Source organism: Achromobacter aegrifaciens, assembly GCF_902859735.1.
GTDB lineage: Bacteria > Pseudomonadota > Gammaproteobacteria > Burkholderiales > Burkholderiaceae_B > Achromobacter > Achromobacter aegrifaciens.
Genome location: NZ_CADIJY010000005.1, coordinates 161,578 through 175,053, shown reverse-complemented (window position 1 = coordinate 175,053; position 13,476 = coordinate 161,578). Strand labels below are relative to the sequence as shown.

13 protein-coding genes are annotated in these 13,476 nt (G+C 61.6%); 9 read left to right on the top strand and 4 right to left on the bottom strand.

Annotated elements, in window-relative coordinates:
• Positions 1–4 precede the first annotated feature (4 nt).
• Together HV766_RS16875 and aspS are read left to right on the top strand one after the other, a co-directional pair.
• Complete coding sequence (locus HV766_RS16875; protein ID WP_370881493.1) at positions 5–670, top strand: DUF502 domain-containing protein; 666 nt, start codon at positions 5–7, stop codon at positions 668–670.
• Positions 671–710: 40 nt separating this feature from the next.
• Entirely contained in the window at positions 711–2,498 is a 1,788-nt protein-coding gene (aspS, locus tag HV766_RS16870; RefSeq protein ID WP_054457125.1) for an aspartate--tRNA ligase, read from the top strand.
• A gap of 45 nt (positions 2,499–2,543) precedes the next feature.
• Here the strand turns inward: aspS and HV766_RS16865 are convergent, their stop codons facing one another.
• Complete coding sequence (locus HV766_RS16865) at positions 2,544–2,801, bottom strand: hypothetical protein (RefSeq protein WP_175181573.1); 258 nt, start codon at positions 2,799–2,801, stop codon at positions 2,544–2,546.
• On the opposite strand from HV766_RS16865, the gene HV766_RS16860 reads away from it, so the two are divergent.
• Entirely contained in the window at positions 2,791–3,657 is an 867-nt protein-coding gene (locus HV766_RS16860) for an endonuclease/exonuclease/phosphatase family protein (protein ID WP_175181572.1), read from the top strand. The two genes, HV766_RS16865 and HV766_RS16860, sit on opposite strands and share 11 nt — an antisense overlap.
• Positions 3,654–4,865 (top strand): cardiolipin synthase ClsB, encoded by a 1,212-nt coding sequence (clsB, locus tag HV766_RS16855; RefSeq protein ID WP_054457122.1) that lies wholly within the window; start codon positions 3,654–3,656, stop codon positions 4,863–4,865. The genes HV766_RS16860 and clsB overlap by 4 nt, the downstream gene beginning before the upstream one ends.
• A 10-nt stretch (positions 4,866–4,875) precedes the next feature.
• Here clsB and HV766_RS16850 read toward each other — a convergent pair whose 3' ends face one another.
• The 3 genes from HV766_RS16850 to HV766_RS16840 form a co-directional block, all read right to left on the bottom strand.
• On the bottom strand, positions 4,876–5,745 hold the full coding sequence (locus HV766_RS16850) for a DMT family transporter (protein ID WP_054457120.1): 870 nt from the start codon (positions 5,743–5,745) through the stop codon (positions 4,876–4,878).
• 19 nt (positions 5,746–5,764) lie between these two features.
• On the bottom strand, positions 5,765–7,117 hold the full coding sequence (locus tag HV766_RS16845) for an MFS transporter (RefSeq protein ID WP_175181665.1): 1,353 nt from the start codon (positions 7,115–7,117) through the stop codon (positions 5,765–5,767).
• Positions 7,118–7,213: 96 nt separating this feature from the next.
• Entirely contained in the window at positions 7,214–7,783 is a 570-nt protein-coding gene (locus HV766_RS16840; RefSeq protein ID WP_175181664.1) for an SRPBCC family protein, read from the bottom strand.
• Positions 7,784–8,194: 411 nt separating this feature from the next.
• Here HV766_RS16840 and HV766_RS16835 point away from each other — a divergent pair, with 411 nt between their 5' ends.
• From HV766_RS16835 to HV766_RS16815, 5 genes are read left to right on the top strand one after another with little or no spacing between them, the layout of a single operon-like run.
• Positions 8,195–10,024, top strand: coding sequence for a hypothetical protein (locus HV766_RS16835; RefSeq protein WP_175181571.1), 1,830 nt, complete (start codon positions 8,195–8,197; stop codon positions 10,022–10,024).
• Positions 10,021–11,019: a glycosyltransferase family 2 protein gene (locus HV766_RS16830; protein WP_175181570.1), complete on the top strand. Its 999-nt coding sequence runs from the start codon at positions 10,021–10,023 to the stop codon at positions 11,017–11,019. Before HV766_RS16835 ends, HV766_RS16830 begins: the two co-directional genes overlap by 4 nt.
• On the top strand, positions 11,019–11,933 hold the full coding sequence (locus HV766_RS16825) for a DapH/DapD/GlmU-related protein (RefSeq protein WP_175181569.1): 915 nt from the start codon (positions 11,019–11,021) through the stop codon (positions 11,931–11,933). The genes HV766_RS16830 and HV766_RS16825 overlap by 1 nt, the downstream gene beginning before the upstream one ends.
• Positions 11,933–12,556: a hypothetical protein gene (locus HV766_RS16820; RefSeq protein ID WP_175181568.1), complete on the top strand. Its 624-nt coding sequence runs from the start codon at positions 11,933–11,935 to the stop codon at positions 12,554–12,556. The genes HV766_RS16825 and HV766_RS16820 overlap by 1 nt, the downstream gene beginning before the upstream one ends.
• On the top strand, positions 12,553–13,476 hold the full coding sequence (locus tag HV766_RS16815) for a ketoacyl-ACP synthase III (protein WP_175181567.1): 924 nt from the start codon (positions 12,553–12,555) through the stop codon (positions 13,474–13,476). Before HV766_RS16820 ends, HV766_RS16815 begins: the two co-directional genes overlap by 4 nt.

Sequence of the window (13,476 nt, the reverse complement as noted above, 5' to 3'; positions counted from 1 at the left end):
GCGTATGCGCGTCATCAAGAAGTACTTCATCACCGGCCTGCTGATCTGGGTTCCCCTGGTCATCACGGTGTGGGTGCTGGGCTTGCTGGTCGCGACCCTCGAAGGGTTCGTGCCCGGCTTCCTGTCGTCCGAATCGCTGTTCGGCATCGACATCCCCGGCTTCCGCTTCGTCCTGGTCATCGTGGTGGTGCTTCTGACGGGCGTATTCGCCGCCAACCTGATCGGCCGCACCATGGTGGACCAGTGGGAAAACCTGCTGGGACGCATACCGCTGGTGCGTTCGATCTACAACTCGGTCAAGCAGGTCAGCGATACCGTGCTTGCTCCGAATGGTCAGGCGTTCCGCCGCGCGGTGCTGGTGCAGTATCCGCGCGCCGGCAGCTGGACCATCGCTTTCGTTACCGGCACGCCCAGCGGCGAAGTGGCCGACCGGCTTCCCGGCGATCACATCAGCGTGTACGTGCCGACCACGCCGAATCCCACGTCCGGCTTTTTCCTGATGGTTCCGCGCGCTGACGTCATGGATCTTCAGATGAGCGTGGACGCGGCATTGAAGTACATCGTTTCCATGGGCGTGGTCGCCCCGGTCCAGGCGGCGACGCCCGCGGACCGGCCGGCCGCGCCCGTCCCGGCTCCCGGCGTGCAAGACACGCCTCGCGCCGATTTGTAACCCTTACGCTATAACCAAGCACATAAACGGAGTCCCCCGCATGCGTACCTGCTACACCGGCCAGGTTTGCCGTGACCATCTCGGCCAGACCGTCACCCTGTACGGCTGGGTGAACCGCCGCCGCGACCACGGCGGGGTCATCTTCATCGACCTGCGCGACCGCGCGGGCCTGGCGCAGATCGTGTTCGATCCGGACAATGCCGCCTTCGCCACCGCGGAGCGCCTGCGCAACGAATTCTGCATCCGCGTCACCGGCCTGGTGCGCGAGCGTCCGGCGGGCACCGCCAACGCCGAGCTGGCTTCGGGCGAAATCGAAGTGCTCTGCAAGGAAGTCGAGATCCTGAACGCGTCGGTCACGCCGCCGTTCCAACTGGACGACGACAACCTCTCGGAAACGACGCGCCTCACGCACCGCGTGCTGGACCTGCGCCGTCCGCAGATGCAGCGCAACCTGATGCTGCGCTACCGCGTGTCCATCGAAGTGCGCAAGTTCCTGGACCAGCTGGGCTTCATCGACATCGAAACCCCGATGCTGACCAAGAGCACGCCCGAAGGCGCGCGCGACTACCTGGTGCCTTCGCGGGTCAACGCCGGCCACTTCTTCGCGCTGCCGCAATCGCCGCAGCTGTTCAAGCAGATGCTGATGGTGTCCGGTTTCGACCGCTACTACCAGATCACCAAGTGCTTCCGCGACGAAGACCTGCGCGCCGACCGCCAGCCCGAATTCACCCAGATCGACTGCGAAACCTCGTTCCTGAACGAGTTCGAGATCCGTGAAATCTTCGAGAACATGATCCGCCACGTGTTCAAGGTGGTGCAGGACGTCGATCTGCCGACGCCGTTCCCGATCATGACCTGGACCGAAGCCATGCGCCGCTACGGCTCGGACAAGCCGGACCTGCGCGTGAACCTCGAATTCACCGACATGACCGACGTCATGCGCGACGTGGACTTCAAGGTGTTCGCCGCCGCCGCCACGGCGCCCGGCAGCCGCGTGGTCGCCTTGCGCGTGCCGGGCGGCGCCGAGATGTCGCGCAGCGAGATCGACGGCTACACCCAGTTCGTCGGCATCTACGGCGCCAAGGGCCTGGCCTACATCAAGGTCAACGAAGTGGCCAAGGGCCGCGACGGCCTGCAATCGCCCATCGTCAAGAACCTGCATGACGCTGCCCTGGCCGAACTGGTCAAGCGCACCGGCGCGCAGGACGGCGACATCATTTTCTTCGGCGCTGACCGTGAAAAGGTCGTCAACGACGCCATCGGCGCGCTGCGCGTGAAGATCGGCCACAGCGAATTCGGCAAGAAGACCGGCCTGTCCACCGCCGGCTGGAAGCCGCTGTGGGTTGTCGACTTCCCGATGTTCGAATACGACGAGGAAGACGGCCGCTACACCGCCGCCCACCACCCCTTCACCAGCCCGAAGGACGGCCACGAGGACTTCCTGGAATCCGATCCCAGCAAGGCTTTCGCCAAGGCCTACGACATGGTGCTGAACGGTTGGGAAATCGGCGGCGGCTCGGTCCGTATCCACCGCGAGGAAGTGCAGAGCAAGGTGTTCCGCGCGCTCAAGATCGGCGCCGAGGAAGCCCGCGAGAAGTTCGGCTTCCTGCTCGACGCACTGCAATACGGCGCGCCTCCGCATGGCGGCATCGCTTTCGGCCTGGATCGCATCGTCACGATGATGACTGGCGCCGAATCGATCCGCGACGTGATCGCCTTCCCGAAGACCCAGCGCGCCCAGTGTCTGCTGACGCAAGCGCCGTCCGAGGTCGACGAGAAGCAATTGCGCGAACTGCACATCCGTCTGCGCAACGTAGAAACGAAGTGATCCCCCCCGAAGCGCCGTAGGCGCTTCCCCCCCAGGGGGGCGCCGCTACGGACCGGCGGAGCCGGATCCGTGCAGCCCGGCTTGGGGGGCGTTGTTTGCTTGCGGGGTTCGCGCCTCGATTGAGCAGTGAAAGTTGTTGTTCCTGGAGGGCAGGGGCGTGCGCCGCAAGCGCAGGAACTGTCTTCTGAATTGGAGTAATCTGGCAAACGCCGCCTGCTTGTGGGCGGTGCTGGCCGGGCTGCTTTTTTTGCTGCGGCCGGTGGTTCCCCAGTTTTGAAAGGCGCCATTTTCCATGTCGCTCATCCGCGTCGTCAGCTACAACATACATAAGGGCCGCTCGGCATTGGGCCGGCGCGACTCCCTGAACGAATTGCGTCTGGGCCTGTATGGCCTGCGTCCGGATCTGGTCTTCCTACAGGAAGTCCAGGGCCGCAATGAGCAGAAATCCCTGCTCGACGCACAGCACGAATCGCTTGCCGCCGCCTTGCGGCTGGACGTGGCCTACGGCCGCAATGCCATCCGCCATGAGACGGACCACGGCAACGCGCTGTTGTCGCGTTTCCCTATTCTCGACCACGAAAACCTGGACATCTCCGACCACCGGCTGGAGCAGCGCGGGCTGTTGCACGCGCGCATAGAACTGGGCGGGCGCGCGGTGCATTGCTTCGTCGTGCACCTGGGCTTGTTCGCCGGCAGCCGCAGCCGCCAGATCCTGGCGCTGACCGAGCGCATCCGCCGCATGGTGCCGGACGGTGAGCCGATCCTCATCGCGGGTGATTTCAACGACTGGGGCGACCGTCTGGCGCCCCTGTTCGTGCAGCAGCTGGGCCTGTATGAAGTGTTCTCGCATGCCCCGCGCAGCCATGGCGGCGAATTGCCGCGCCTGCGCGACTCCGTCAAACGGCTGAGCAACGCGCTGCGCGGGCTGCCCAATAGCGGCGTGTCCGTCATGGAACGCACCAATCAACTCGGCATGGATGGCAATTCGCGCCTGCTGCTGCCGCCGCCCCGCACCTTCCCCGCGGTGTTCCCCTGGTTCCGTCTGGACCGCATCTACCAGCGCGGCTTTGCCGTGCGCAGCGCGCGCGTGTTGCGCGGCCGCGAATGGGCCAGGCTTTCCGATCATTCCCCCTTGCTGGCCGAGCTGGAACTGCCGTGAGGGCAGAGCAGTCCAAGCTGGACTGGACGGTGGGCAACGATATCCGGTTGCTCCAGAACGGCTCCGACTTCTTTCCGGCGCTGTGCGCGGCCATCGACGCCGCCCAGGTCAGCGTGCACCTGGAAACCTACATCTTCACCCCGGACCGCACCGGTTCCCAGGTGTTGGACTGCCTGGAGGCGGCCGTGCGGCGCGGAGTCAAGGTGCGCGTGGTGCTCGACGGCTTCGGCAGCGCAGAGTTCGTCGATCCCTTGCGTACGCGCTTGACCAACGCCGGCGCGCAGTGCCGCATCTTCCGTCCCGAGCCGCGCTGGTTCGCGCGCTACATTCCGTCGCGCAGCCGGCTGCGCCGCCTGCACCGCAAGGTCACTGTGGTCGACGGGCGCATCGCCTTCATCGGCGGCATCAACATCATCGACGACTACGATGACCGCGATCCGACGGACGGCATCACCGGGCCGCGCTTCGATTTCGCCGTGCAGGTGCAGGGGCCGCTGGTCACCGAGGCCGCCTATGCCCAGGAACTGCTGTGGGTGCGGCTGAACTGGGCGCGCCTGCGCCGTCATCCGCGCGACTGGAACCGCATGCGGCTGCTCAAGCCGCGCCACGCTTCCGTGGCGCCCTGTGGCGACCTGCGCGCCGCGCTGGTGCTGCGCGACAACCTGCGCTTTCGCCAGACCTTCGAGCGCGCCTATCTATACGGCATCGCGCATGCGCGCCGCGACATCCTGATCGCCAACGCCTACTTCTTCCCCGGCCGCCAGTTCCGCCGCGCGCTGGCCAAGGCTGCGGCGCGCGGCGTGCGCGTGCGCCTCTTGCTGCAGGGCAAGATCGAGTACCGCATGCAGTACCACGCCACGCGCTCGCTGTACGACCAGCTGCTGCGTGACGGCATCGAGATCTACGAATACATGCCGAGCTACCTGCACGCCAAGGTGGCGGTCATCGACAACGTGGCGACGGTGGGCTCGTCCAACCTCGACCCCTTCAGCCTGCTGCTGGCGCGCGAAGCCAACGTGGTGGTGGACGACCAGCCATTCTCGTGGGATCTGCAGGAACGGCTGGAGACCGCCATCCGGGAAGGCGGGCGCTTCATCCGGCCACTGGAGTATCAGCGCCGGGGATGGCTGCGGCGCTGGGTCGACGCGGTGTCCTACACGTTGCTGCGCATAGGGGTGGCGCTGACGGGGACGTCGGACAAGTACTGAGCGCGGGCGTTCAGGCGCGCCGCTTCAGCAAGCCCAGCGCCAGCGCCGTGCCGACCAGGATAATGGCCGCGCCTGCCGCGATCGACGGCGTGATGCTCTCGTCCAGGAACCACGATCCCCACAGCACGCCGAAGATCGGCACCAGGAAGGTGACGCTGACGGCGCCGGTGGGGCCGACATTGGCGATCAGACGGAAGAAAATGATGTACGCCGCGCCCGTGCACAGCACCGCCAGCAGGATGGTGGCAATCCAGGCCTGCATGGACGCTGGCGCTTCGGGCCAGTGCGTGACCGCAAGCGGCAGCAGCACCAGCGTCGCGCCTATCATGCTGCCGGTGGCGTTGGCCAGGGCATCCACGCCTGTCAGGAAACGCTTGGTCCAGTTTGCTGCAATGCCATAGAACACCGGCGCCGACACTGCGGCCAGGACCGCTGGTCCGGTACCGCCATCGCTGAAGTTCAGCTTGTCCCACACCAGCACGACGATGCCGACCACGCCTATCATCAACCCCAGGGAGCGCGTCCAGGCGAGCTTGTCCTTCAGCCACAGCCAGCCGATGACCGCGCCCCATACCGGCGTCACGGCATTGGCTACCGACAGGAAGCCTGCGCCCAGCGATTGCGCTGCATAGGCGAACAGCAGGAACGGCACGGCCGCGTTCAGCACGCCCACCATCAGCAAGGCTTTCCAGTGCCGGGCGATGACGGGCAGCTTGCCGCGCCACAGCGCGGCGGGCAGCAGGACCAGCGCGGCCAGCCCTACGCGCAGCTCGATCAGTGCAATCGGTCCGAATTCCGGCACCGCCAGGCGCATGAACAGAAAGGAGCCGCCCCAAACGGCGGCCAGGAGCAGCAGATCCAGCAAATTGCGTTGACGCATGTTCAGTCCCGCGAGGGGCTCATTTGCGGTTTGTGGCCAGGTTCTTCATCTTGACCCGGTAGGCCAGCAGGGCGCAGGTCAGCGACAGGACGATACACAGCACCAGACCCGCGCGCACTCCGTTTAGTACTGTGCTATGGGAAATGATGATGCCGACCACGGCAGTCCCCAGCGCGCTGCCGATGGCGCGCGTGGTCTGGACCAGGGCGGAGGCCACGCCCACGTCGCGCCGCTCGCTCAGCATCTGCATGAACAGAGTCAGGTTCGGAAGCAGGAAGCCCAGCGCACAGCCGTTGACAAAGAAGGCGGCCAGGATCCACCAGGCCGAGGTCCCCGGCGAGATCAGCAGCACCATCAGCGAACCAGCTGCCAGCAGGCAGCCGCCGAACACCATCAGGCGCTGCGGTTCGGTCTGCTTGGGGAACAGGCGGCCGTTGATGATGCTGCCCACCGAAATCGCGGCAACCAGCGGCGTGAGCAGCAGCCCAGCCTCGCTGGGGGTGTAGTTCAGTACCTGTTGCAAGAGCAGCGGGCTGTAGAAGATCAGCACGAACATCACCGCGCCCACCATCATCGCCGCCAGGTTCAGCAGGCGGGATTCCGCGCCGCCGAGCACGCGCAGCGGAAAGATGGGTGAGCTTACGCGCCGTTCCGTGGGAATCAGGATGGCGATAGCCGCCACACCCACCACCGCGAGGGCCAATCCCAGCATGGGGTGGGCATGGTCGCCGCTGGCAAACGCCAGTTCCAGCGCGGCCAGCGGCGCGCCCACCGCCAGCACCAGCAGGATGGCGCCCAGCCAGTCGATCTTGCGGCTGCCGTCGTGGATGGGGCGGATGCGGGGAAAGTAGCGGGCCAGCAGGAAAAACGCACCCGCGGCCGCGATCGGCGCAATGAAGAAGGCCGCGCGCCAGCCCAGCGCCTGCGTCGCGGCCCCGCCCAGAACCGGGCCGATGCCGCTGGCCATGGCGAACGCCGCTGACACCAGCGCCATCCAGCGCACCCGCTGCTTGGCATCGGGGAACAGGTCAGCCGGCGCGGCGAATGCGGTCGCGATCATCATCCCGCCGCCTATGCCTTGCAGCGACCGGAAAATGATCAGCTGCATCATGCTTTGCGACAGGCCACAGGCGATAGAGCCCAGTGCCACGATCAGCACCGACAGCAACATCAGGGGCTTGCGGCCAAACATGTCGCCCAGCCGCCCGAAAATCAGGATGGACGCCGCGGTGGCCAGCAGATAGCCCGTTCCCACCCAGGCGTACAGCGCCATGCCGTTCAGCGCCTCGGCCACGCGCGGCAGCGTGGTGCTGATAATGGTGGAATCCAGCGCGGCCAGGACTACCGTCGCCGAAACCCCCGCCATGCCCATCAGCAGGTCGCGTCGTGTATGGGCGGGGGCGGTTGGGGGCGGTGATTCGGGCGGCGGCGTCATGCCGCAGAGCATATCACCCGCGCGTCAGGGATTTCACTTATAGAAGGTGTGATAACCCCAGAAAACCGCGATGACCAGCACCACCATGATCCAAGACCAACGCGAATTGGACAGTCCGCGCGGCTCTGGTTCGGGGGGAGGGGGCGGCGGCGCGAGGCGGGGCTGGGCGGCCATGTAGTCGATGAAGGTGGCGAAGAACTTCTCGATGATCTTCTCGCCGGCCTTCAGCACCAGGTTCTCGCCATACTCGGCCAGCTTGCCGCCTGTCATGCCGGCGACGGTATAGGCTACCCGCGTGCCTTGGTCCTTGGTGCTGAGGTTGATCTGTGCAGTACCGATGGCCAGGCAGGCAGCGCGGCCCTTGCCTTCGAAGACCAGCGTGCAGCTATTGTGCGGGTCGACATCGGACATCAGAATTTCGCCGTCGTAGTCGGTGTCGATGCCGGCAACCTTGGCGCGGAGCTTGACGGCATATTCGGTCGGACTTACGCGGGAGACCTCGACACAATTAGGTATGCACCGTTGAAGAACAACCGGATCAGTCAACGCATCCCAGGTCTGGTGCTGGGTTGAAGGAATCCACTGAGCATCTACAATGCGCATGGCTGTCTCCTCGTGTGATGACGCTGAGATTTCATTTTGGACCCAATGCGGCGAAACGCCAAGAGGCGGGCTGCCAGACGGGCGCTCGCTGCGGCCGGCGCCAGCATGCAGAGACCCGTTGAGGGCACGCTCCCCTTCTGCATCGGTGATCGTCATCGTTCAACCGCTGCTCTGGACGTCCGACCCATGGAACAGGCTGCGCCAGCGCGTTGCCTCGCACTCCGTCGCTGCGTAGACATGCTCGGGATCGGCCTCTGATAATCAAAACGTAACCTTAATGTGCTGGCCTGTGTAGCCAGGATTGGCGATCATACGGGTCCGGCTTTACCGGGGGTAAAGCCCGACTTGACGGGGTCGTCCGGATCAGTAATAAACTGTAATATTTTTTAGCTGCTAAGCGAGTGGTGCCACATGGCCACGGGTCAAAACAAACAAAGTGCCGCTATTGCAGTCTCGTGGCACGCAATTACTGCACTCTCCGCAATTGCGACACTCTTGGTGCTGGCCCAGGTTCTCAAATACAGCGCCTATGGCATTGAATTTACTGATGAGAGTTTCTATCTAATTTGGATTTCCAATCCCTTCAACTACGACTCTTCTACAACGCAGTTTGGCTTTATTTATCATCCTCTCTACATACTGCTTGGAGGTGATGTCGCGGCTTTGCGACAAGCCAATATTCTGATTACATTTATTATTGCTTGGGTGTTGATTTACCTCTCGTTGACGAGTTTTGCACAACAGCCTGACGGTACCAGGACAGTCCCGATAGTGATCGCTGCGGGGCTAGCCACCAGCGCACTCCTGGTTTTCGATACCTGGCTGCTTTTGCCCAACTACAACAGTCTGACGTTGCAGGCGCTCCTGCTGGCTTGCATAGGCCTGCTTCTCTCGGACAAGGCCGCAACCCGGGTGAGTATTGCTGGGGCGGGTTTGATTGGGATTGGCGGATGGCTAGCTTTCATGGCAAAGCCAAGCGCCGCGTTGGCGTTGGCCGCCACTATCTCGATTTATCTGCTGATTTCGCGCAAGCTCACTATGCGTCTGGTTCTGGTTGGAACAACCACTATTGTCGTGCTTTTTCTGGCAAGCGCGTGGCTGATCGATGGGTCCATAGCGGGCTTTGTCCAACGTTTTGAATGGGGCCTCGAATCCAATCAAATCCTGGGTGCCGGCCATACCTGGGAGCAGATATTACGTATCGACGATTTTCAGCTTGGCGAGAAAGCCGAAGCGGCCACTTTTGGTGCTGCGCTCGCGACATTTCTTGCAACATGGGGCGTGATTGCCAAAAACAAGAAGGGATTAGCAATGGCAAGTCCAATACTATTGGCTTGCTTTCTGCTGATTGCGACGCTAGTTAGTGGCACGATTCATCAGGTCGCGGATCTTGGTCCCTTCGAGAGCTTATTGGTTTTAGGAGTTGCATACTCCGCCGTGGCGGTAAGTTTCGCTTTTGGCAGAATCGAAGAATGGGAATCCATAACTTTATCCGACCTGGCGCTTCTTGCTTGCTTCGTTGTGATGCCACACGTCTACGCGTTTGGCACGAACAACAATTACTGGGCTAGTGGCAGTTCGGCAGGAATTTTTTGGTTGCTCGCCAGTATCGGTTTGATGACGTTGACCAGCCGGCTGCGCCCCGCCTGGGCGATTGCAATGCCGGCCGTGCTTGTTGCGCAAGCGGTGGTGGCGGTGTTATTGCATACAGCTCTGGAGCAGCCGTATCGCCAGCCTGGCCCATTGAGGACCAACCAGACGCCTTCGCAATTCGGTTCGAGCCCATCGCCCCTCATGTTGTCGACAGGGTATGCGGCCTACGTGGAAGCCGCCGCGACGGCGGCAAAAAATGCAAAGTTGCAACCCGGCACGCCTGTAATAGACCTGTCGGGACAATCGCCGGGAATCCTGTACGTGATGGGTGGCGAAAGCCTGGGACAGGCATGGAACATCGGCGGGTATCCAGGCAGCCTCAAGCGGGCCGCAATTGCGTTGAACCGCGTGGACTGCACGAAAATCGGGTCGGCCTGGGTTCTTTCCGAGCCGCTCGGGCCTCGCGCAATTTCGATTGACCTCCTGCTTGGGCAAGGCCTTCGCTTTCCTGAGGACTACAAAATGGTAGGAACCTGGTTTACCGCCGAAGGAGCAGGCAGCTTCAATGAAAAGCGCCAACAGTATCTGTATGCGCCCTTGAAACCGCAGGAAAATTCCACGTCCTGTCGAGCCAATAGAGAAAAATGATGTATCAAGAAACGAGTGCCGAACGGCGGGAAGCTCGCGACGGATTGCAACCAGTGAACGCCGGGATCAGTGTCGTGGTGCCCGTTTTTTGTAGTTCGGGCAGCCTGCGGACCTTTTACGAACGTATGCGAGCGCAGCTTGATATCTTGACCGAAGATTGGGAATTGATTCTGGTTGACGATGCAAGCCAGGACGATTCCTGGATGATTGCCGGCGAACTGCGCGCGGCTGACACACGTGTCAAATGTATTCGCTTTGCGCGCAACCAAGGTCAGCAACATGCCACTTTGTGCGGATTGCACTATGCCAGCAAGGCTTACGTCTTTACCATCGACGATGATCTGCAATGCTATCCCGAGGATATGCCGTTGTTTGTCGAACAGCTTGATGCTGGAAAAAGCGTGGTAATCGGGAGGATCGATAGCAACGAGAAGCAGCATCACTGGTGGCGCAACATCGGTTCCCGGCTCAACCAATACCTGGCCGGCAAGATAATCGGAAAACCGAAACATATGCGCCTTTCCAGTTTTCGCGCCATGACGCAGAACGTAGCGCGCAAACTGGTTTCGTACAAAGGCGCGCACCCGCACGTTGCGGCGATGCTGTTTAAATCGGTACCGCCTTTCCTCATTAGCAATGTTGGCATCCGCCACGCGCCCAGGGACGACGGCAAGCCTACTTCCTATTCGCTGCGCAAGCTGGTCAAGATCCTTTCCTATCTCATCATCAACCACTCCTACATGCCTTTGCGTTTCATGGTGGGCTGGGGGTTGACCATTAGCCTGTTGAGCATGGCTTATGCCGTGTGGACAATGGTGAGAGCGCTGATGATGGAAGGCGGTGGGCTGCCCGGTTGGGCTTCGCTGGCGGTGTTGGTCTCATTTTTATCCGGCAATATCCTCTTGGCGCTCGGGATCCTGGGTGAGTATCTTGGCCGGCTGGTGGAGGAATCGAGCAACATCCAGCAGTTTTCCGTATTTGAAGAGCGTCTCTAATGCAAGCCAATCAACGCGGCGGTCACCCTCTGCCTATCAGCGATTTTTTTCCGGCTGAGGCAATCATTCGGGACGGCAGTTTCGCCACACTCGACGAAGTCGATACCTCTATCGCGGGCAGTCTGGTCTATTGCCAGACTCTGCATTACTTGCAGAAGGCTGCGGAAAACGCCTGTGTCTCAGCCATTCTTTGTCCGCGCGAGTTGACTGGCGAACTGACGGATTCAGCCGTTGCGGTGATTGCGGCAGATGACCCCCGGCGCTGGTTTTTCGACCTTTATCTGCGATTGACGACAAGCGGTGAGATATTTCCGGAAATGGATTTCGGAATTGGCCAGGATTGCCTGTTGCACCCTTCGGCGGTGATCTCGCCTAAAGCTTTGCTGGGCAATCGGGTCGTCGTGGGGCCTCACGCGGTGATCGAGGATTATTGCCGTATTGGCGATGATGTCGAAATCGGACCTAACGTCGTGATCGGCGCTGAAGGGCTGCTGACCATACGCCGACCGGATGGCAGCCTGATGCGGATCCGCCATGCCGGAGGGGTGGAAGTTGGCGATGGCTGCCAGATTTTGGCGGGAGTTGTCATTGCCAAATCGCTTTTCCGCCGCTTTACGCGCATTGGCAAGCATGGTCAGGTCGGCATCATGACCAATATCGGCCACGGCGCCCAGGTCGGCGATGAGTGCGTGGTCTCCGGCAATAGCGTAGTCGCGGGCCGCAGTCACCTGGGGAATAGGGTATGGGTTGGCACTTCGGCATCGATCGCCCAGGGCTTGACGATCGGCGAGGGCGCACAGATCAAGATGGGCGCGGTGGTGGTGGCCGATGTGCCCGCCGGCGCAACGGTTTCCGGCAATTTTGCAGTCAATCACCGCATCAATATGGCGCGATATATCAAGGGTGCCGTTTAATGAACGATCGCAAACTCAAACTCGTGCTCAAAGGTACGCGCAACTACGTGCAGGGTTCGACCATTCTTGACGAGGCGACCCGCTTGTTGCGAGAGGCTGGATACCCACAACTGGCTGGCGTGAAGTTTCTAATTTACGAAATGACGAACTCCAATCTGGAGATGACCGTCGAGGCGCTGCGCGACAAGGCTCCCGCGGCCGACTCCGTCGCAATCCTCAGTTTTGAAGCCGATGGCGAGGTAACGCAGGCGCGGATCAGGCAGGTTGAAGGCAGTCCGCATGTGCGTGTGCCCTACGACGAGTCGGCCATTGTGAGCCGCTGCCAGATAGATCCCGCGGCTCGCAGCATTCGGCTGACGCAACATGACTTTGGCTTCAGCCCGATCGAAGTGTTTGTTTCGATGAACAAGGCCTTGCATCTCGCCGTGCTCGAAAAATCCGAAGCTACCAATTGGGTGTTCTGTCGCTTGGACTGCCCAGCATGGCCAGTGCGCGTGAGTGACCTGAGCGGGGTGACCATAACATTGAAGCAGGCCCTGGGCACGCGACTGACGCGCGCGGGAGTGGAATTGGGACAGCAGAAATTGGGCGAAATCTATTTCAGCGCAAAGGCGGCGTCATGATCGGGATAAGCAGGATAGCAACTTTTATTCCCTCCGATCGAATCGACAACCTGGCGCGCGCCGAGTCATTGGGCTCGACGCCGGAGCAGGTCAGCGAGCGTATCGGTTTCACTCAGGTTGCGCGCATGGCCGAGCGACACGGAGCCCTGGATATGGCAACGGAGGCGCTGTCGCGGCTGCTTCACGATGGCGGTATCGCGCCGCAGGAGATCGACGCCCTGGTAGTCGTTACCCAGAATCCTGACCGCAATATTCCTCACCTATCCGCCGAACTGCACGGCAAGGCGGGGCTCGCCACCCACTGTGCCTGTTTCGATCTGGGCTTGGGATGTTCCGGTTACGTGTACGGCTTGTCGGTCCTGGCGTCTTTCATGCAGGCCAACGGACTGAGGCGCGGTGTGCTGGTGACCGCCGATCCCTATTCGGGCATCGTTGATCCGGAGGACAAGGCCACCGCCCTGATCTTTGGCGACGCGGCCACGGCTACCCTGCTGGAGGAGGATGCCCGGTATTCGCTCGGACGATTCACGTTTGGAACCCAGGGCAGCGAGGCGGACAAGCTTGCCTGCAACGACGGTGTGCTTTTCATGAACGGCCGCGCCGTATTCAATTTCGCCGCGCAGCAAGTGCCTGCGAATATTCGGGAAACGGTGACCCTCAACGGCCTGACCCTGGACGATATCGACCGTTACGTCTTGCATCAAGGTAGCCGCTACATTGTGCAGACCATCGCTGATCGCTTGAAAGTGAGTAGGGACAAGGCTCCGTTCATGTCCGCCGCATATGGCAACACCGTGTCCTCATCCATCCCGCTCATGTTAAGCGAGCTGCTGCAGGATCCTGCCAGCAAGCGCATGTTGCTATGTGGATTCGGATTGGGGCTGTCCTGGGCCAGTACGGTAATTCAACGCAAGGAATAA

What these genes read in the sequence shown, in the direction of transcription:
- HV766_RS16875 (WP_370881493.1), top strand. Translation starts at nt 5, where the DNA reads ATGCGCGTCATCAAGAAGTACTTCATCACCGGCCTGCTGATCTGGGTT.
- aspS (WP_054457125.1), top strand. Translation starts at nt 711, where the DNA reads ATGCGTACCTGCTACACCGGCCAGGTTTGCCGTGACCATCTCGGCCAG.
- HV766_RS16860 (WP_175181572.1), top strand. Translation starts at nt 2,791, where the DNA reads ATGTCGCTCATCCGCGTCGTCAGCTACAACATACATAAGGGCCGCTCG.
- HV766_RS16865 (WP_175181573.1), bottom strand. Translation starts at nt 2,801, where the DNA reads ATGAGCGACATGGAAAATGGCGCCTTTCAAAACTGGGGAACCACCGGC.
- HV766_RS16850 (WP_054457120.1), bottom strand. Translation starts at nt 5,745, where the DNA reads ATGCGTCAACGCAATTTGCTGGATCTGCTGCTCCTGGCCGCCGTTTGG.
- HV766_RS16845 (WP_175181665.1), bottom strand. Translation starts at nt 7,117, where the DNA reads ATGGGCATGGCGGGGGTTTCGGCGACGGTAGTCCTGGCCGCGCTGGAT.
- HV766_RS16840 (WP_175181664.1), bottom strand. Translation starts at nt 7,783, where the DNA reads ATGCGCATTGTAGATGCTCAGTGGATTCCTTCAACCCAGCACCAGACC.
- HV766_RS16835 (WP_175181571.1), top strand. Translation starts at nt 8,195, where the DNA reads ATGGCCACGGGTCAAAACAAACAAAGTGCCGCTATTGCAGTCTCGTGG.
- HV766_RS16830 (WP_175181570.1), top strand. Translation starts at nt 10,021, where the DNA reads ATGATGTATCAAGAAACGAGTGCCGAACGGCGGGAAGCTCGCGACGGA.
- HV766_RS16825 (WP_175181569.1), top strand. Translation starts at nt 11,019, where the DNA reads ATGCAAGCCAATCAACGCGGCGGTCACCCTCTGCCTATCAGCGATTTT.
- HV766_RS16820 (WP_175181568.1), top strand. Translation starts at nt 11,933, where the DNA reads ATGAACGATCGCAAACTCAAACTCGTGCTCAAAGGTACGCGCAACTAC.
- HV766_RS16815 (WP_175181567.1), top strand. Translation starts at nt 12,553, where the DNA reads ATGATCGGGATAAGCAGGATAGCAACTTTTATTCCCTCCGATCGAATC.